This window comes from Halobacteriovorax sp. BALOs_7, assembly GCF_003612895.1.
Classification (GTDB): Bacteria; Bdellovibrionota; Bacteriovoracia; order Bacteriovoracales; family Bacteriovoracaceae; genus Halobacteriovorax_A; species Halobacteriovorax_A vibrionivorans.
This window is the reverse complement of sequence record NZ_CP027772.1, coordinates 2,659,385-2,679,543: the sequence shown is the minus strand read 5'-3', so window position 1 is coordinate 2,679,543 and position 20,159 is coordinate 2,659,385. Positions and strand designations below refer to the sequence as shown.

At 36.3% G+C, this 20,159-nt stretch carries 18 protein-coding genes; all 18 read left to right on the top strand.

Going from position 1 to position 20,159, the window contains the following annotated elements; genetic code table 11:
• Window positions 1–20: 20 nt before the first annotated feature.
• The 18 genes from BALOs_RS12775 (at window position 21) to BALOs_RS12695 (ending at window position 20,153) form a co-directional block, all read left to right on the top strand.
• Window positions 21–1,436 carry a Mur ligase family protein gene (locus BALOs_RS12775; RefSeq protein ID WP_120405377.1) on the top strand — a complete coding sequence of 472 codons (1,416 nt, stop codon included), beginning with the start codon at window positions 21–23 and terminating at the stop codon, window positions 1,434–1,436.
• Entirely contained in the window at window positions 1,420–3,099 is a 1,680-nt protein-coding gene (locus BALOs_RS12770) for a hypothetical protein (protein ID WP_114705589.1), read from the top strand. Before BALOs_RS12775 ends, BALOs_RS12770 begins: the two co-directional genes overlap by 17 nt.
• Before the next feature lie 117 nt (window positions 3,100–3,216).
• Window positions 3,217–4,383: a methionine adenosyltransferase gene (gene metK / locus BALOs_RS12765; RefSeq protein ID WP_120405376.1), complete on the top strand. Its 1,167-nt coding sequence runs from the start codon at window positions 3,217–3,219 to the stop codon at window positions 4,381–4,383.
• A gap of 206 nt (window positions 4,384–4,589) precedes the next feature.
• A complete protein-coding gene (locus tag BALOs_RS15265) occupies window positions 4,590–4,820 on the top strand; it encodes a hypothetical protein (RefSeq protein WP_133296865.1) in 231 nt (76 codons plus the stop codon).
• 173 nt (window positions 4,821–4,993) lie between these two features.
• Entirely contained in the window at window positions 4,994–6,514 is a 1,521-nt protein-coding gene (locus BALOs_RS12760) for a sigma-54 dependent transcriptional regulator (RefSeq protein ID WP_158536749.1), read from the top strand.
• A 237-nt stretch (window positions 6,515–6,751) separates the two neighbouring features.
• Window positions 6,752–9,430, top strand: a complete 2,679-nt coding sequence (locus BALOs_RS12755) for a hypothetical protein (RefSeq protein ID WP_120405375.1) — start codon at window positions 6,752–6,754, stop codon at window positions 9,428–9,430.
• 39 nt (window positions 9,431–9,469) lie between these two features.
• Window positions 9,470–10,402, top strand: coding sequence for a sigma-54 dependent transcriptional regulator (locus BALOs_RS12750; RefSeq protein WP_114705585.1), 933 nt, complete (start codon window positions 9,470–9,472; stop codon window positions 10,400–10,402).
• An 8-nt stretch (window positions 10,403–10,410) separates the two neighbouring features.
• Window positions 10,411–10,818: a flagellar basal body rod protein FlgB gene (gene flgB, locus BALOs_RS12745; RefSeq protein WP_114705584.1), complete on the top strand. Its 408-nt coding sequence runs from the start codon at window positions 10,411–10,413 to the stop codon at window positions 10,816–10,818.
• 9 nt (window positions 10,819–10,827) lie between these two features.
• Entirely contained in the window at window positions 10,828–11,271 is a 444-nt protein-coding gene (gene flgC / locus BALOs_RS12740; protein WP_114705583.1) for a flagellar basal body rod protein FlgC, read from the top strand.
• 16 nt (window positions 11,272–11,287) lie between these two features.
• Window positions 11,288–11,662: a flagellar hook-basal body complex protein FliE gene (fliE, locus tag BALOs_RS12735; RefSeq protein WP_199506601.1), complete on the top strand. Its 375-nt coding sequence runs from the start codon at window positions 11,288–11,290 to the stop codon at window positions 11,660–11,662.
• A gap of 65 nt (window positions 11,663–11,727) precedes the next feature.
• Window positions 11,728–13,389: a flagellar basal-body MS-ring/collar protein FliF gene (fliF, locus tag BALOs_RS12730; RefSeq protein ID WP_114705582.1), complete on the top strand. Its 1,662-nt coding sequence runs from the start codon at window positions 11,728–11,730 to the stop codon at window positions 13,387–13,389.
• 50 nt (window positions 13,390–13,439) lie between these two features.
• A complete protein-coding gene (gene fliG / locus BALOs_RS12725; RefSeq protein WP_114705581.1) occupies window positions 13,440–14,471 on the top strand; it encodes a flagellar motor switch protein FliG in 1,032 nt (343 codons plus the stop codon).
• 27 nt (window positions 14,472–14,498) lie between these two features.
• Window positions 14,499–15,314: a FliH/SctL family protein gene (locus BALOs_RS12720; protein WP_114705580.1), complete on the top strand. Its 816-nt coding sequence runs from the start codon at window positions 14,499–14,501 to the stop codon at window positions 15,312–15,314.
• Entirely contained in the window at window positions 15,301–16,677 is a 1,377-nt protein-coding gene (locus tag BALOs_RS12715; protein ID WP_114705579.1) for a FliI/YscN family ATPase, read from the top strand. The genes BALOs_RS12720 and BALOs_RS12715 overlap by 14 nt, the downstream gene beginning before the upstream one ends.
• Before the next feature lie 4 nt (window positions 16,678–16,681).
• A complete protein-coding gene (locus tag BALOs_RS12710; protein ID WP_114705578.1) occupies window positions 16,682–17,140 on the top strand; it encodes a flagellar FliJ family protein in 459 nt (152 codons plus the stop codon).
• Window positions 17,141–17,671, top strand: a complete 531-nt coding sequence (locus BALOs_RS12705) for a MotE family protein (protein WP_114705577.1) — start codon at window positions 17,141–17,143, stop codon at window positions 17,669–17,671.
• A gap of 77 nt (window positions 17,672–17,748) precedes the next feature.
• On the top strand, window positions 17,749–19,284 hold the full coding sequence (locus BALOs_RS12700; protein ID WP_120405374.1) for a hypothetical protein: 1,536 nt from the start codon (window positions 17,749–17,751) through the stop codon (window positions 19,282–19,284).
• Complete coding sequence (locus tag BALOs_RS12695; protein WP_120405373.1) at window positions 19,284–20,153, top strand: flagellar hook assembly protein FlgD; 870 nt, start codon at window positions 19,284–19,286, stop codon at window positions 20,151–20,153. Before BALOs_RS12700 ends, BALOs_RS12695 begins: the two co-directional genes overlap by 1 nt.
• Window positions 20,154–20,159 lie beyond the last annotated feature (6 nt).

The following is a 20,159-nucleotide window of genomic DNA, read 5'->3' as shown; positions in this document are numbered from 1 at the left end:
TTAGCCACTTGGAGATTTTAATGAATTTAGCTAATTATATGGATATTACGAAATTACAGGATGTTACAAATGTGAAGAAGGTTTTCTTCTATCGCATATGTGGGACAGGTATGGGAGCAGCAGCTTGTCTATTAAAAGAGTCTGGCCTTGAAGTGGCCGGCGCCGATCGTATGTTCTATCCTCCAATGAGTACCTATCTAGAGTCTTCTGGAATCGATATTTTTAATCTCGAAGATGAAAACTTAAAAGACATTATTAAAGGTTATGACCTGATTGTAGTAGGTAATGTTGTAGCAAGACAATCTGATGATGCTCGCATGCTTGAAGAACTTGGTATTCCATTCTGTTCGTTTCCGGCTGCTATTGGTGCTTTCGTTTTAAAAAATAAGAAAGTTGTTGGTGTGTCTGGAACACATGGAAAGACAACAACAACTTATTTTGGAGTTCAATTATTTGAAAAGCTTGGAATGAATCCCGGTTATTTAATTGGTGGGGTAATGGATGAGAGGCCACCTGCAAGAACTGGTGAAGGAGAGTATTTCTTTATCGAGTCTGATGAGTATGACTCAGCATATTTTGAAAAGTATTCTAAGTTTCGTTCATACTTTATTAATACATTAATTATTACATCTCTTGAATTTGATCATGCTGATATCTTTGAATCAATTGAAGATATTAAAGATGAATTTAAGGCGATCTTACCTGAAGTAGATGAAGTGATCGCTTGTTCAGAGTGGGAAAGTATTAAAGATCTTAAAACGGCCGATAAGTCGTGGTCAGAATATAGTCGTGAGAACGTAAAAATTATCAATGTTGAAAATGGATTATCTACTTTTAGCATGAAATGCTCTCAAGGGGAGCATACCTTTAAGACCAATCTTATGGGAATGCATAATATTTTAAATCTAACATCTATTATCATCGTTGCATTAAAAGCTGGGAAAACAGTTGATGAAATACAAGAAGGAATTCTTGATTTGAAAATGGTGCAAAGAAGACAAGAAGTGAAAGGTGAGTTTAATGAATCTCCTATCATTGATGACTTTGCCCACCACCCAACTGCCGTTACAGAAACTGTAAGTGCGATCTCTTTTAAGTATCCAGGTAAGAAGATTCACGCATATCTTGAACCGGGCTCTGCGACAGCAAGAAGTGATCTTTTTCAAGAGCGTTTTGTTGACTCTCTTAAGGATGTTGCAAGCGCAACTATCATAAAACCAATGAGACCTACTACGGCCAAGGGACAGGGGGATCTTGATGTTGAAAAACTTAAAGCAGATCTCGATGGTATCGGTGTAAAAACATCAATTGTAACTGAATTAGATATGCTGATTTCATTAATTAAAGAGAATTCTAATAAAGATAGTATCCAGCTTGTTATGAGTAATAGCTCATGTCTTGGATTATGGAGTAGCGAGTTTGTTAAAACTTTATAAGTATTCCATTTCGATCCTATTCTTAGTCAGCACGATCTTTGCTAAGGGACCAAGTGATTCAGAGGTAATTAAAAATTATCTTAGTCTTCATAGAGCACAATACAAAGCAACTTGTAATATGCAAGTCTATAATAAATCGAAAAAACTCTATAAAGACTTTCTGGGCGATGGAATCTTTATTCCTTTCAAGTTAGATGGCCAATTAGATGATGATGCCATTAGTGAGCACCTGCCTCTAATGAAGAAAAAAAGAGAGTGGATTGCTAATATCAAAAAAAGATTATCTAAAATGCGCTCATTTAGAAAAGTCTTGGCAAGAAATAGAGAAATTAAATCTCAATTTGAAAAAGCGATGCAACACAACTATCACTATCGCTATGCAAAGACTTTAGATGAAAAGTCTACATTAGCGATCAAGTCAAAAGTAGAGATAAAAAAGTTTCTAAAAGACTTTGAAAGATATCTTGGAAGTCTATACTTCTTCCAGTCATTTAAGTTTCCAGTGGATCATCTTCACTTGAGATCTGAATACGATAAATATAAAGATATTGAAACACCGGAAGGAAAAGCTAAATCTAATTCAACTTACTTACTAAGAAAAATTGTAGAAGATGGAAGTGTTGATTCCAAAAGAGGACGCTCTGACCTTTCTCTTCGCTCATTAATTGATAGTGTTTATTTACGTATTATTGGCTTTGATGAGCCGTTTCTTACTGAAGACTTACGTTATGATATTTCAGATCTTATCGATCGACTTGATCGTGTCTTACGTCGTGGTCATAAGAAAACATACAAGCGTATAAAGTATTGGGAGAAGAAGATTATTGAGCGTGAAAATTATTACGTTGATCTTCTTAAGAAGAGTAAAACCAAGAGTGATATTTTAAAGAAGATTTTTGAAGATAAGAGCAAGGCCCGATATGCGCTTAGTCACTATGTTTATGACAAGTCTGCTCTTGTTTACAAATTTTGGAAAAAGCAAAAAGAAATTTATCGAAAGCTATATGCACTTGAAACAATTCTTATTCATGAAGTCGGCCGCCTTGATGATAGTTACGGAAGTGAAAGACGTGACGTTGCCAAAGTCGTTATCAATCGAGTGGATAACCCAGAATATAATACGATTGAACCTAATGAACCATTTTTCGATGCACTTATAGAAAATGGAGTTTCTAAAACAAAACAATATCCTTGGTTGAATGTTCTTTTTAAACGAGGACAGTTCTCGTTTACTTACTTCTTTATTCCAGCTTCAAAAGGAATCTTTTGTCCGGATCAATCACGTTCCGCTAGAAAGTTAAGGGCCAAAAACTTAAAGATGGTTTTAGAAGAATTAAGAAGGCCAGACGAAGACTTTAAAGCAACTCGTTATTTTTCTCGTGCTTCAATGCTTGGTCGTATTGATATGTCGAGCCTTTGGGATGAGTATGAGAGTATGCCAGAGAGAACAGGGCCTCTAATTCACGACACAAAACGTTTAAATACTTTATTAAAACGAAAGAACCTCGATTTTCTTTATGAATTTAAAGATGTCGAAGGTGATAGCTATGATGTGTATAAGTATAAAAATAAAGTTTATGTACACTCTGTGAAGCAAGATAAGTTTTATAAGTATCGAAATCCACATTATTTCAAATACTTCGTCAAAAAGAGCGACTACTAGTTTTTTATTGAGTCTAACTACTTGAAAATAGTTGTCAAAAAGCTTGTTAAAACGGCTCTCTAGCAGTATATTCAATTAATTATTAGTGTATTAATTATTTATAGCTAGGAGATGAGGATGCTAAAGGATTTTACATTTACTTCTGAATCAGTAACAGAAGGGCACCCTGACAAAATTGCTGACCAAGTTAGTGATGCTGTTCTAGACGCAATGTTAGAACAAGATCCAAAATCACGTGTTGCATGTGAGACTATGGTTACAACTGGACTAGTCGTACTTGCTGGAGAAATTACTTCTAAAGCAAATGTAGACTTTCAAGAAACAGTAAGAAATAAAATTAGAGAGATTGGTTATGATCACTCAGATAAAGGTTTTGACGCTAACACTTGTGGTGTAATGGTTGCTCTTGATAAGCAGTCACCAGATATCGCTCAAGGTGTAAACGAAGGTGAAGGAACTTATACTGAGCTTGGTGCAGGTGACCAAGGTCTAATGTTTGGTTACGCATGTGATGAAACAGATAACTTCATGCCAATGACTATTGATCTATCTCACAAACTTGCTCAGAGACTTTCTGAAGTTAGAAAAGATGGTACTCTTGGTGAACTAAGAGCTGACGGTAAGACACAAGTTTCTGCTCAGTATGAAGATGGAAAACTTTCTCGTATTGATGCAATTGTTGTTTCAACTCAACACTCTGACAAAATGACTCTTGCACAAGTTCAAGAAGCAGTTAGAGAAGAAGTTGTTAATAAAGTTGTTCCAGCATCACTTGTTGATAACAACACAAAATACTTCATCAACCCAACTGGTAAATTTGTTATTGGTGGGCCAATGGGTGACTGTGGTCTAACAGGTAGAAAGATTATCGTTGATACATACGGTGGTCACGGTGCACACGGTGGTGGAGCATTCTCTGGTAAAGATCCAACAAAAGTTGACCGTTCAGCGGCATACGCAACAAGACAAATTGCAAAGCATATCGTTGCTGCAGGTCTTGCTGAGAGAGCTCTAGTACAAGTTGCATATGCAATTGGTGTAGCTGAGCCAATGTCACTTCTAGTAGATACTTTTGGTACAGAAAAAGTTGATGTTGCTAAGATCAACAATGCTGTTAATCAAATTTTTGATATGAAGCCAGCGGCGATTATCGAAAGACTTGATCTTCTAAGACCAATCTATTCTCCAACTGCTGCTTACGGGCACTTTGGTAGAAGTAAAGATGGTTTCTTTCCTTGGGAAGAATTAAGCTATGTGGAGAAGTTAAAAGCTCTTTGCCTTTAACCGAAAGCCGCGCCATCGCTTCGCTAGGCTAGCTTTCTCGAGTCACATCCATCTCAGCTTCAAAACTGCCCTTTGGGGCACTTTTGCCGCAGGATGTCCCTTGGGAAGAATTATCTTATGTCGAAAAATTTAAAGCACTTTGCTTATAGTATAGAAGGCTCCGAAAGGAGCCTTTCTTTTTTTTCAAATGCGATTATACTTATCCTATGAATGAATTCTTCATGTTCACATTACGATACACACCATTTTGGTCGATACCTATTATGATCATAGGTGGCCGTTTTGCCTATTACTACTGGCTAAGAGGCTATACTATTCCGCCGCTATTCTTTGCTATGCTCTCAGCTATCTCAACATTCTTTCTCTTTCTTTGGGTGATGGCAGGAGGTCCTGATAAAATAGTTCACTACTTTTTAGAACTTATTCACGGACTGTAAGAAACTTTTAGATACAAAAATCAATAAAATTAAGTACTTAACCTTTGTGTGGCAGAAATGTTGTGGTGTTAAAAAATTGACACGTCTACAGATTGTTCGATACCATTTTGTTGGGACAATTTTTAACCGCTCAAGATGAGAGGCAACAACACATGAAAAATGATTTTAATTTTTTGACTGATACATTCACGAACGAAGAGTCAGCAAATGAAGTAAAAATCGACCAATCACTAAAACCGGTCATTATTGTCGTAGAGGATGATCAAACTCTCTCTGCGATGATTACAAAATATCTTAGTAAAAAAATCAATCTTGAAGTCTTTAGCTTCAGCTCTCCAAATTCAGCAATAGAGCATATTACAGCAAACTCTGTAAATCGTTTCTGCTTGATTACGGATATAAGTTTTGAAGATAGTTCTTCAGATGGTTTATATCTGATAGACCTTCTCAAGGAGAGAGGACTGACATTTGCATCAATTGCAATGACAGGCTTCGCTTCTATTGAAACGGCCATTGCTGCAACTAAGAAGGGTGTATTTCATTATTTAACAAAGCCATTTGAACTAGAAGATCTTAAGGATCTTGTTGTGAAGGCACTGATGAATAAGCTTGAGTATCGTGAAAGCCTTGAGGTTAGTAATAATATTCAGCAAAAGAATGAAAAACGATCGCTAGGTAAACGCTATAAGTTAGAGATGCCAACTGAAGAAGATGTTTTCTGCGGTATGATTGGACGCTCTAAACCTATGCAAAAGATCTTTGAGCGTATTAAGAAGGTTGCAGCCTCAAACTCTACTGTCTTAATTGGTGGTCCTTCTGGTACTGGGAAGGAGCTTGTTGCACGGGCCATTCACCAATGCTCTAAACGCCAGTCTAAGAAGATTGTTAACGTTAATTGTGGGGCCATTCCTGGTGAGCTTCTTGAAAGTGAGTTATTTGGCCACGAAAAGGGAGCATTTACAGGTGCAGTTTCAAGTCGAATGGGACGTTTTGAAGCGGCCAATGAAGGCTCAATTTTCTTAGATGAAATTGGGGATATGCCACTCCTTTTACAAGTTAAATTATTAAGAGTTTTACAACAAAGAGAAATTGAACGTGTTGGATCTACTGTAACGACTCCTGTGGACGTTCGTATTATTACAGCGACACACAGAGACCTTGAAGATTCTGTACAGCAAGGTAACTTCAGAGAAGACCTTTATTACCGTTTAAATGTAATTCCTATAAAGATTCCAGCTCTTAAAGATAGAAGAGAAGATATCCCATTATTAATTTCTTATTTCTTATCTCGCTTTGTAAGTGCAGATGGGAGAAATGATATTGAGCTCGATGATGAGACATTTGAAATTCTTATGTCTTATGAATGGCCAGGAAACGTAAGAGAGCTAGAAAACCTTATTGAGCGTTTAGTAATCTTAAGAGGTGGAAATAAAATACGTCCACAAGACTTACCTCCTAAGATCCTTGCATTAACAAACCGTAGTGCAATAGATACAGAAGATCTTGTTAATCTTCCTGATAATGGACTTAATCTTAAAGACTTCATGAGTGAAGTAGAAGAGTCCTTAATTCGTCAGGCCCTTACAAAGACTAATGGGAATAAGAATCAAGCATCTAAACTTCTTCAGATGAATCGAACGACATTAATCGAAAAAATGAAGAAGCGAAATTTAGATTTTTCAATTCAACAATAAATCACATTGTTTCAATGCCAAATTGACACCAATACTTTAGCCGACTTTCATAGTCGGCTTTTTAAATCACTGATTATCTGTCATGACATTACTTTGACACGGAAAAATTGTCCCATGAGAAAAATTTTCCTTTGAAATAACTCAAAATATAGTAAAATAGGTTAGGGCATGCTTCAGGAAGAAGAAATTGCCAAATAATTGACGTTATTAAATTTGAAACAGGAAGTTTCTACCATCATGAAGAAAGATTTTAATTTCAAAAATTTCTTATCTTTTATAGCACTCTTTTTTAGTGTTGCTATCCTTAGTACAGCTTCCGCAAATGTTGTTACACCTGAAATTCATAATGATTTTCTAAGAGTTAAGTTCTTTCTAGATAAGAAGCTTGTAAACGTAACTAAGTCTAGTACTGAAGTATCGTTTTCAACTCTTGATGGAGATGTCTATACGCAAGTAAGAGAAGGGCTTAAGAACTTTTCTTCTTCTAAGTATATAAAGAGAGTTTCTTACACAGAGCCAACTTCTGGTAATAATGTTTTTACAATTACTCTCTCTTTAAAGAAGAATGTTGAAGTTTTCTCTTTTTATAAAAACCGTGATCGTGCTTACTACGTAGACTTTTGGAAAGATGGCCAAGTTAGTAATAAACAAGCTGCCATAAAGACACTTCCTAAACTAGTAAAAAGAGATACTAATGAAGCGAAATTATCGACACCAAAGTTCGTTAAGAAGGCTTCAACACAGGTAAAGAAAAAGCCTAAGAAGAAAGTAAGAAAGAAAATTGTTAAGAAGGCCCCTAAGAAAGAAAAAGAATATAAAGACTTCAGATACGGAGCTTCTTTCATTTGGAATTATGAGCCTTTAGCTCCAAAGTTAAAAAATCAAATTAGACTCGATAGAAAAACTGCAGAATACTTTTTTCCAATTAAGAACTTTGATTATGAAAAAAATGATTCTCAGGCCCATATGCAACTTACTTTGAACTTGTACAGAAAAGCTAAATGGGGATTGATGTATAAATCAATTAAGCTTTACGAGAAGAAGTTTCCAAATAATTACAATGCCTACAATGATTATATGAAGGCAAATGCTCTATTACGTGAAACTTTAGAAAAAGGTGATCTAAAGCCTGTTGATACAGCTGTTTCAATGTATACGAATATTGTCGATCGTACTGATAATTATGAAATGAGAAAAGGTCTTTATAAGTATCTTGTTACTTTCTATCGTGAAAGAAAAGATTACGTAAAGGCTTTAAAATACGCTAAGCGCTTCTTTAGTGATGCAAAAGAAAACTTTGACTATGAAGAACTTGAGTATATGGGTGAGTTCATCTTAGCTTCTTTAGCCAATTTAAACCAAGTTGATAAAGTAAAAAACCTTATTAATGACAAAACTCTAATTAAGATAATCTCTAAACAAAAGCTTAAGGCTTATGAGATTTATACATACCTAAGACAAAATGATGAAGAAAAGGCCATTGAGGCTTTTGAATCATTTGAACAGTCTACTAAGGGAGAGTACTTAGGTTCTATTTACTACAACGCTGCTGAAGCATACTTTAGACAAGCAAATTATAGTAAAGCATTTAGAATTTATGACACGTTTATCTCTAAATATTCATTTATGAGCGAGTCAGCACAGGCAAGGTTACGTATGGCCTTGATTGCAGACCTTCAGGACCGTCCAAAAAATGAAGTCCTTGAGCTTTACAAGAATGCAATTAATCGAGCTCAGAATCAAGATGTTAGTCTTGAGGCCCGTATTCGCTATGTTGGTCTTCGTACAATTAGAAAGAATAAGAGAAGTGAACAGGATAATGAAACGAGAGTATTCCTAGATAAGGGAACAGATAAGAAGCTTAACGCTAACTTAGAGAGGCTCTTATGGCAAACACGTCTTCGTAGCTACATCGTTGACGGCAAGTATGAGGAAGCTCTGACATTTCTTACAGCTCTTCCAGTTGCAGCAATGAAGATTAGTGAAAAGAAAGTATTCGAAGCAGATGGTGCCGAAATTGTGTACGGGATCATTAAATCAAATTTTGCAGAGGGGAAATTTGCTCGTGCAATCCGTGCTTGGGAGATCTATAAGAATACATATTTCAAAAAGATAGGTGCTGATCCAGAAATACAATTTATTATCGCAAAATCGTATATAAATCTTACACTCTGGGATGGATTTCAAAAAATGTATGAGAAAATGTTAGCGAGCAAAAAGGAAACTGCTCACACATTTCCACTATGGGTTCCACGCAAGGAAGTTAAGAAATTGGACTTATACAAGAACGAATTACAAATCCTAAGAAATTTGAAGTTAAAAAATTATGCATCTGTTGATCGTATAATTGCCAGTACTCAAAAATCATATCCAAACTTTGAAAAAATCACTTTCTATAAGGCCCTAGCTCACTATAAAAAGGGTGAGTATGCAAAGGCAGAAAAAGAATATGAAAAGTTTTATGCAAGTGGTGCAAATGCAAACACTATTGATGCAAAAGACTTAATTGACTCAATCGAGTTCTATCTTGAATCAATCTATGAAAGCAAGAAGTATGATAAGTACCTAAAGGTTTCACAGGCCCTTCTTAAAGATGCTAGTGAATTTCATGTTCCGGCAAGCGTTGCAAAAGGTCTAAGAGAGCAGGTTAATTATCAAAGAGTTGAAATTTTATTTAATAAGAATAGTAAGTGGGCAACAGCAGAAGCAGAAAGCTTTCTTACAGAGTTCGATAAGTCATTATATAAGAATCGTGTAAAGTTCTTATTAGGAAAGGAAAGCCTAAAGAAGAACAACTTCACACTTGGTGAGAAGCTTTTAAATGAGATCTTAAATGACAAAGATGCGAAGGAATACTTAAAAGAATTAGTTAGAAGTGAATTAACACTTATTAATTTAAAGAAACGTACACTTTAATTTTTGCCCACGGATCGGGCATGACAGACAGGAGGTCAAATGAATACGTTTACAGCAGAACTTTTTGGACAGGATCCTAAAATTGTTAAAGCTTTAAAAGTTGCAAACAATGTTGCTGTTACAAAAGCACCAGTGCTTATTGTAGGTGAGGCAGGTGTTGGAAAGAAGACTCTAGCGGGTTTCATTCACGAAAACTCGACAAGACAAGGTAAGCCATTTGTAACAGTTGATTGTTCAAATGAGTCAAACCAAGTAGAAAATGAAATCTTAGGTTACAGAGATCCAGAAACTGGACGTTTTATCAAAGGTGCATTTGAAAATGCTAATGGTGGAACAGTAGTTCTAGTAAACGTAGATGGTCTTGAAGATACATTTCAAAAGAAATTACACAAAATTCTAGGTGAATTACAAGATTACGAAATTGACGTAAGAATGGTTGCAACAACAACTAAGAATTTATCAAAGCTAGTAGGAGCAGGACGTTTCTACCGCGGTCTTTATACATTCATCTCGTCTAACTCAATCACTCTAACTCCACTAAGAGAAAGAGTTGGTGATCTTGAGTATATCGCAAGAAACATTATTAAGACGACTCTTGATGGTCAAGAAGTTTCAGTTCAAGAAGAAGCAATGAATAAGATTCTTTCTCACTACTGGACTCATAATGTTAAAGAACTTAAAGCAGTTCTTGAAAATGCTCTTGCAAACTTTGAAGGTGATGAAGTTTCAGCTGAGCATTTAGAAATCGGTGAGAAGAAAGCAGTTAATGTTATCTCTGAAGACGATTCAGAAGGAATCAGATTAATGTCTCTTAAAGAAGCTGAAAAGTTACTTATCAAGAAGGCACTTATTCATACTTCAGAAAACAGAACACAAGCTGCAAAGATTCTAGGTGTTTCAATTAGAACTCTTAGAAATAAAATCAATGAGTACCGTGGTGATGGTAACTCATACTTTGTTAACTTAAGATAAGGTGATTCATGAGGGTTGAGGACAAAACATTAAAAGCATTAGCATCTTCTTTGAATTTAAGACAGATCCGACATGAGATCTTAACTTCAAATATCGCTAACGCGGATACACCAGGTTATAAAGCAAAACGTGTAGACTTCGAAGAAGCACTACAAAGAGCTTTAGACGTTGATGGGAATCTTGAGATGTTGACCTCTGACGAGAAACACTTTGACGTTGGCAATGGTGGGTTTGATAATCTTCAACCTGAAATTTATGAAGATCCAAATGGAATCGTCTCTGAAGATGGAAATACTGTCGACAGAGACGCTGAAATGGCCAAAATGGCCGAAAATAAAATCTTATACGATGCATCTGTAAAGTTACTTAATAAGAAACTTGGGATGCTGAAATATACAATTAACTCTGAGAAGTAGGGGGAATAAATGGATTTATTAACCAGCCTAAAAATTAGTTCATCAGGAGTTGCTGCAAATAAGAAGCGCATGGCCGCGATTTCTTCAAATATTGCTAATGCTCAAACGACTAGAACTGCTGAAGGTGGCCCATATCGTAAGAAAGAAGTTGCTTTTGGTAGTGAGCCTGCACGCGATAGCTTTTCAGATGTACTAGAGGGTGAGCTTGAAGAGCAGGCCCAAGCAGTTCATGCAACAGAGGTTATCTCAAGTGATAGACCTCCAATTTTAAAGTATGAACCAAATCACCCAGATGCTAATGAGCAAGGGTATGTTGCCTATCCTAATATCAATGTGATGGAAGAGATGGCAGATATGATTTCAGCTTCAAGAAGTTATGAAGCTAATATTAATGTAATGAATACAACTAAGAGTATGGCGATGAAAGCGCTTGAAATTGGTAGTGGAAACTAGGAATAGGGGTTAAACCATGGCGATCAATAATATAACAACAATGAATGACGTCTTTAACTCACAGAAAATGCGTGATTGGACAAACCCAGCTGGTGGAGCAGAGAAGCCAGGTGGAGATTTTAAGCTTGAAGGATTTGATGAAATTGCAAAGGTTGCTCCTTCTGAAAAGAGTCAGAGTTTTTCTGAACTTCTTGCTAATCAAATCATGGATGTAAATAAACTACAAAAAGAAGCTAATACGGCAATTGAGAAATTAGTTAGTGGTGAAAGTAAGAATATTCACGAAACGATGCTGGCCGTAGAGAAAGCTGAAATTGCTTTTAAGACGATGAATCAAGTTCGAAGTAAAGTAATTGATGCATATAAAGAAGTAATGAGAATGCAAGTCTAGTTGATAACTAGTTAATGATCTCTTAATTTAGGATGAATTAAGAGCTTCAGGTGTCAGGAGGATACGTGAAAGATTTTTTCGACAAAATGCTAAGAAACTTCAAAGAGTTCTATGGTGAGCTCGATGCAGGAAAGAAGATCTCTCTCTTTGCTGTAACTGGAGTTATTCTAGTCTTCCTACTAGGTGTTGTCCTTTGGGCCACACATACAAATTATAAGGTACTTTATTCAGACTTAAACAAAGAGGATATGACAAAGGTTGAGGTCTTCTTAAGTCAAAATAATGTAGAAAAGAAAACATCAGCAGATGGAAGAACGGTTAGTATTCCTGAGGATATGATTGAAACTGTTCGTCTAAAAATGATGACTTCTGGTTTTTCATTCTCTGGTACAGTTGGTTACGAAGTCTTTGATAACCAATCGTTTGGTACAACTTCATTTGTTCAAAAAGTTAATAAGCAAAGAGCACTAGAAGGTGAGCTTATTAAAACGATCAAGCACCTTAGAGGTGTTAAAAGAGCTCGTGTTCACTTAAATATTCCAGAATCATCACCATTTGTATCTGAGAAGAAACCACCAAGTGCCTCTGTTGTACTCGAATTAAATCGTGGTGTTACTCTGACGGAACAAGAAATCAAGGGGATCTCTTCTCTTGTTGCTTCATCTGTTGAAGGGATGAGACCGACTGGTGTTGTAATCCTTGACCATAGAGGAAAGAAGCTATCTGAGAATATCGGAGATGCAATGACGGCAAATACAGCAAATCGTCTTGCTCTTGAATCAAAACTTAATAGAAAGTATGAAGCCCAAATTGAGGATATCTTAACAAAAGTAGTTGGTGCCGGTAAGGTTATCGCTAAAGTATCTGTTGATATGGATTTTACTGAAAGTGTATCAACACAAACAAGTTATGATTCTGAAAATAAGGCCGTTCTTTCTGAAGTAACAAATACACAGAATTTACAAGGTTCTCGTCCTTCTCCACAGGGGATTCCTGGAGCGAGATCAAACCTTCCAGGTGAACAGCCTCAACCAGGTGTTCCTGAAACAAGAAATGACGTTAAAAAAGAGCTAGCGACACGTAATTACAATGTACCTAAGAAGGTAACGCGTTCTAAATCGCCAACAGCAAGTGTTAGAAAAATTTCAGCTGCAGTTATGTTAGATGGAAAGAGAGTTACACAAACTGTTGATGGTAAGACTGTTACAAAGTATGAGCCGTGGTCAGAAGCTGATATTGCAAACTTTCAAGCAATCGTTGCTTCAACTCTAGGTATCGATGATCGTCGTGGAGATGTGATTACGATTAAGAATATGGAGTTCCAACAAGAAGATCTTGAAGCAATTGATGCTTTAATGCGTGAGCGTGAAAACAGAGAGCTAATCAAGAATATCTTTAAGTATCTTGCAATTGGTTTAACGATCTCTCTTTTCTTCTTCGTTGTTGTTAGACCATTTATTCAGTGGGTTACAGATAACGCAGTTGAAACAGTAGAGGATTTCTTACCAAGAACTCTTGAAGAATTAGAGAAGGTTCAAGCGAACCAAAAACTTCCAGGACTTGAGGATGCTCTTCCACAAATTGAAGAAAAGCTCAATCCAGAGAAGATTGAAGGAAATATGCTACGTGAAAAGATTATCTCACTTGTTGAGACTAATCCTGGAAAAGCAGCACAGATTGTACATGATATGATTCATGCACAGGAATCGGATAAGTCGATTGCTTAGTATGATGTTAATTAATAGGAAAAGAGCCCTTTAAGGAAGAGGAGAGAAAAGTGGCCGATCAATCATTAGACCCAGATGTAGAGTACTCGCTACTATCAGGACAAGACAAAGCAGCACTTCTGCTTAGTTCTCTTGGTGTAAGTACAACACAACTAATTTTCTCACATATGCGTGATAACGATGTAAAGCGTCTTATCAATGCAATGTCTAATGTTAAGAAAGCTCCTATTTGGATGATTAAGAGAGTTCTAGAGGAATTCTACTCAGAACTTAATGAAGAAAATGATCTACTATTCTCTGATAACTCTTCTCGTGACTTTATCGTAAATGCTCTTGGTGAAGATAGAGCAAAGCAACTACTTGGACAGATTATTGATGTTGGTGCAAATCAAACTCTTGAATCTCTTGAGCTAGTTGATACAAGAACACTTGCAAACTTCTTAATTAATGAGCATCCGCAAACAATTGCTCTTATCATCGCTCACTTATCGGCCGAGAGAAAGGTTGATGTTCTAAGACGTCTACCAGAAGGTCTACAGGCCGAGGTTGTATTAAGGGTTGCAAACCTAGATTTCGTTTCTCCTGAGCTTATTGCACAACTTGATGATGTTCTTAAGACAGAACTTTCTACTCTTGGAACAATTGATACGAATCAACTTGGTGGTGTTGAGCCGATCGCAGATATGCTTAACCTTATGGATAAGAATTCTGAGAAGAATATCATGGGACGAGTTGAAGAAAAAGATCCAGAACTTGCTGAAGAGATTCGTAAGCTTATGTTCGTTTTCGAAGACCTTGTCTACGTTGATGATCGTGGTATCCAGGCGCTTCTTAAAGAAGTTGATCAACAAAAACTTGTTATTGCACTTAAAACTGCACCAGAAGAAATACGTTCAAAGCTATTTAGAAATATGTCAAATCGTGCAGCAACTCTTCTACAAGAAGACCTTGATGCTCTTGGGCCAACAAAACTTTCAGATGTTGAAAAAGCTCAAGCAGAAATCGTACATAAATGTAAAGAACTTGAACAACAAGGAAAAGCGTTCATCTCTCGTGGTGGAGACGGCGACGCACTTGTTTAATAATAATTTAATTAGAATGGCGGCTTAATGACCACAGAAGTAAAAGACTATCAATTTCAATCATTTTCTCAGAAGCCGATGAATTCGGAAGTTGAGGACTTTGAGTTCCAAGATTTTGAGGGAATGTCTGTACGTGAGATCGAAGAGAAGCAAAAGGTCATTCGCGTTGAAAGACAGCAAGCAAGAGAGACAGGTTTCGACCTTAATCCTATTGTTCATGAAGCACGTGGTATTAGAGCGCAAGAAGATAGTGACTTTGAGCAGGCCGTTAGAGAAGAAGTTGAAAAACGTATTCAACAAGTAAAAGAAGAAGCATATAGAGAAGGACTTGAGCTAGGAAAGGAAGAAGGTCGCAAAGAAGTAAGAGAAGAATTATCAGCTAGTGCTGAAGAAAAAATCTTGCTTTTAAATGATATGGTTTCTGAAGTCTTAAGTTCTCGAATTAAGTTACTATCTGCCCAAAAGATGCAAACTTATAATCTATTAAGAACAATTGCAAAATGGGTTGTTTTAAAAGAACTCAAGGATGATGGAGAATATATTGTCCGTTTACTTGAGAAGCTTATTGTCGAGGCCCAAACTAGAGATAACCTACTTATACGTGTTAATGAAAAACACTTTGAGCAAATGCCTGAGGTATTAGAAGTTGTTCAGGAAAAAGTAGGAGAGCTTAAAAATGCCCGTGTTGAAATTGACTTTGATATTGAAGCACCGGGGATCATTGTCGAGTCTTCTAATGGAATTGTTAATGGAAGTCTCAAAACTCAATTAGAGAGTCTTGATAAGTTGTTTGAAGCCGTAGGGCTTGCAAGCGAAGAGGTTGACTCAGATGAATCAGAATAGTCCATTTGAATCGTTAGATTTAGAGGCCATTCACAAGGCCTATGAATATGCCACACCTTACCAAAAGGTAGGGAAGGTTTGTGCATCAAAAGGTATGCTATACGAAGTGAACCTTTCTCGTGCTGTTATTGGTTCTAATGTCGAATTCGTAACAGAGTTTGGTGATCGTTGTTTAGGAGAAGTTGTCTCTATTGATGGGCCAAAGTGTCTAACAATGCCTTATTCTGAAATCTCAGGTATCAATTCTGAAACAAAAGTATTTTTAAAAGAGCTTGTGACAAAAGTAAATGTCGGCGAGCAATATCTTGGTCGCGTTATTGATTTTCAAGGAAATCCAATTGACGGGAAAGGGCCAATTAAGAAATCAAATGAAGTAAGGTCAATCTTTGGGAAACCAATAAATCCGTTAGAGAGGCCACCTATTAGTCAAGTTCTTGATACTGGTGTTAATGCAATTAATGCATTTATGACAGCTGGAAAAGGACAACGCCTTGCCATTATGGCCGGTTCAGGTGTTGGTAAGTCTGTAACACTTGGTATGGTTGCACAAAAGTCTTCGGCCGATGTTAATGTCATTGCTCTAATTGGAGAACGTGGCCGTGAGGTTCGTGAATTCATTGAGCATGATTTAGGAGAGGAAGGACTTAAAAAATCAATTGTTGTTGTTGCAACATCAGATACTTCAGCTCTTATACGTATGAAAGCTGCATATGTCGCTACAACATTTGCTGAATACTTTAGAGATCAGAATCAAGATGTACTATTAATGATGGATTCAATCACACGTTTTGCGATGGCTTCTCGTGAAATCTCTTTAAGTGCTGGGGATCCTCCAGGTCAAAAAGGTTATACTCCAACAGTATTTGCTCAATTACCAAAATTAATGGAGCGTGCGGGAACGAAAGCTAATGCAGGATCAATCACTGGTATTTATACGGTACTTGTTGAAGGTGGGGATATGGATGAGCCAATTGCTGATGCTGTTCGTGGTATTAGTGACGGACACATTATTCTCTCTCGAGAACTTGCCTCTAAGAACCAATTCCCGGCAATTGATGTTCTTCAATCATTATCAAGGGTAATGAATAAAGTTGTGACAAGTGAGCATCGAGTTGTTGCGGGGCATATGCGTGATCTAATGTCTGCATACCGTGATAATGAAGACCTTATTAATGTTGGTGCCTATGCTAGAGGTTCAAACCCTAAAGTGGATAAGGCAATGATCATAATTGAACAATTAAATGATCTACTTAAACAAATGCAAGGTGAGGATCATTATCAAACGATCGAAGAACTTTATGATTCGATGGTAGGTTTAGCTAAATACGCTGAAGAAGCCTATCAGTCAGATGATGAGGAATAAATAAATGCGTCGTAAGAAGTTTAAATTAGATGGACTATTAAAACTACGAGAGTTCAACGAGCAAAGAGTTAAGCTTGAACTAGGGCAGATTAATAGTGAAAAAGGAAGACTTCTTGAAAAGATTGCTAAATGTAAGCAGGATATTGAAGAAACCTATAAAGCTCAAGAAGCTTTTTTAGAAACATATACTCCTGGTAGAAATGCACAATTCTTCCCAATGTTTATTCAGTCAAAAAGAGAAGAAATTAAAGTGTTGGAAAACCAGCTTCACGCTGTTGATAGAGCTTACCAGGAAAAGATTAAAGAGCTATCAGTTGCAAAAGGTGAAGTTAAAGTTATTGATAATTTAAAACAAGACTTTGAAACAAAACAAAATAAAGAAATCGAAAAGAAACGCCAAGAGGCCATTGACGAATTAATGATGGCCAAAAGACACTCTAAGAAATTGGCCGGAGAACTATAAATGAAAGCATTATTACTAAGTACTTTATTAGTTTTTTCATTAAATACAAAAGCTGAAGATAAAAAGATCTACACTCAAGAAGAGTTCGATAAAGCTCTTGATGCAGCTATTGAAAAGAAAATGAAAAGAATTGGACGTGGTAAGCTCGTTGAGTTTTCTCAAGAACTTCTCAAAAAAGAACAGGATCTTGAACAAAGAGAAAAGGCCTTAAAGAATCAACAGAATCAAATTGCTGTTAATCAGAAGGAGCTTGAAGGGCGTATTCAAGAGTTTAAAAAATACCAAACAAACTTCTTATCTTGTCTTGATAAGAAAGACTCAGATGAGAGTAAGCGTGTTATCCATATGGTTGATGTTGTTTCAAATATGAGACCACAAACAGCAGCTGATCTATTGTCACAACAAGACCCATCGATTTCGATAAAGATTTTAGGTGAACTTGATCCAGTTAAGGTATCGAAAATCTTTAATATGATGGATAAAGAGATCTCGGCACGTCTTCAAAAGCAATACATGACCATGAAGAAGTAGGGTAAAACTTTCCTTGGTTAATTTTTTTCTAATTTTATGTAAAGATATTGCAAAGCGTTAATTGAAAAAGGAATATAATGCTTAAAAACTTACTAGGACAAAATTCACAGGTTAAGGCCAGCAAAGGAAAGGGTGCTAATGATGCAAACTCTCTGAAAGCGTCTAACTTATTGGATAAGTCAGGTAAGGGACTAACAGCACAAGAGAAAAAAGGGTTGAATAAGGAGTTCTCTAAACTTCTTAACGAGGGTCAACCTAGGGGAAAAAATAAAGGACAAAATAACTTTTTGGCCACGAATGTAGCAAAAGAAATTCGTCCTAATTTAAAAGATTCAAGTAAGGCCAATTTAGCTCAAAATGCTAAACAGGGCATAGAATCTGAATCACTTAATCAGCTTTCTAAAAAGGCTAATTCTGCTCTAAAATCAACACCAAAGTCTTTATTTTCAACTATAAGTAATCAGGCAAATGCTCCAAAAAGTGATATTGATAGCGTTCTTGATACTAAGAATATTGTTTCATTACAAAAGGCCAAAACTGTTTTAGCAAATCGCAAAACACAGGGAAGCCAGAAAGAAACATTACTGACAGATAAAGATTTACCTAGAGTTGCTTCAAAAGGGATCAAGTCTCAGGCTGAGCTTGGAACAAATACTAAGGCCGTCTTAGATGATATTTCAAAAACGGATTCATCTGTTAAAAATGATGTACTTTTAAGAATGCCAAATAAGAGCCTTGAAAAGGGAAAAGCATCAAAGCTTAACCTTAGTCATCAAACATCAGATGCATTTGTTGCAAACCGCTCTTTTGCTGGAAATAATCAAGTTAAGAATATGGCCAATAATATTGGCTTAAATAAGTTTTCAAAAGAAGCGAACCTTAAGAATGACTCATTAATCAAAGTAAAACCTGAAACAATGAAGTCTTCACAAAATTCTGTTTCTCTTGAGGATATTCTAGGCCAAGAAACACCAAAGTCTGAAAACCGCTCTAGTTCTCTTCAAAATAATCTAATAGGAGCACTTGGAGCAGATAATTCAGCTTCAAACTTTAAGGCCCAGATTAATCTTGCAAAAGCTCCAGAGGTTCTTGATTTATCAGCAGTAACAAACTCTGATCAAATTATTCAAGAAGTGACAAATTACATTGAAATGAATCGCATTGAAAATGGAAAGTCTCTTCAAATGTTAGTTAAGCATGATCAATTAGGTCACTTTAATATCACAGCAAATAAAGAGATGAATGGAATGGTTGCCCTAAATATTGAAGCGCAATCAGTAGAAGCAAAAGAGTTCTTTAAAGAGAATGAAGTAAAGCTTCTTAAAAACCTAGATATGAAAGGTATCCGTGTTGCAGATTTTAAAATTCAAACAGCAACATCAGGACAAATGAGTGACACAGCTTCACAATCTGATTCTTTCAATAAAGAGAAAAAAGACTCTGAAAGAAGATTTGATGCACAAGCGGACAAAATCTCCACTTTAGAAAATAGTGGAAATGAGTTTGATTCTGCGAGACAATTAGATAGTGAAGATTCTTTAACATTTGATAAGAATGCTAGAGAGCGCCGTCAACAAAGATGGCAAGAATATAGTCAACGAATAGGTGCATAATGCCAGAAATTGGAAAACCACAACAGAGAAATTCATTTTCACAGGTGCGAATGGCCCCACGCCAGACTTCTGGTAATACAAATGCCAACGCAAATGTAGGTGAGCGTCTTAACCGCATAGCCGGAAATGATGTTGGTGAACAAAAATTCGTTGATGCAAAAGAACACAATAAAATGGGACAAGAAGGTTTCCTAAAACTTCTTTCTCATCAGTTAACACATCAAGATCCGATGAAGCCGATGGATCAAAAACAACTTTCAGCTGACCTTGCACAATTCTCTCAATTAGAGCAGATGACAAATATGAATCAAAAGCTTGATAATATGGGGAAGAATGACCCACAGGAGCTAAAGTTTTTTGGTGCAAGTTTTCTTGGTAAAGAAGTTTTAACAAGAGGTTCCTCTGTTAGTTATGATGGGCAGTCTTTTTCAAAAGATATCCCTTTCTTTATCGACAAAGAAGCAAAGAATGTAATCGTAAATATTTACGATAAAAATAAACAACTCATTGGAAAAGTTGAAGCTGAAAATCTTGGAAGAGGACAACACACTCTTGCATGGAATGGCCGTCAACTTGATAATACCAGAGCAGCTAAAGGCGACTATCGTCTTGAAGTTTGGGCCTTTGATAAGGACATGAATAAATTTAAAGCTGAAACTAAATCGACTGGTATTGTAAACGGTGTTGATTTTGAAAATGGTGAGACTGTTTTTACATTACAAAATGGAAATAAAGTTTTTCTTCGTGACGTAGATAGCTTTAAGCTCCCTAATAATGGGCAGCTTGGTAAAAGTGGTACAAATTCTGCCGCGTTGCAAAAACAAATGTTAAAAAATTATAATAATATTAACGAATCCACTAACCAATAATTGGAA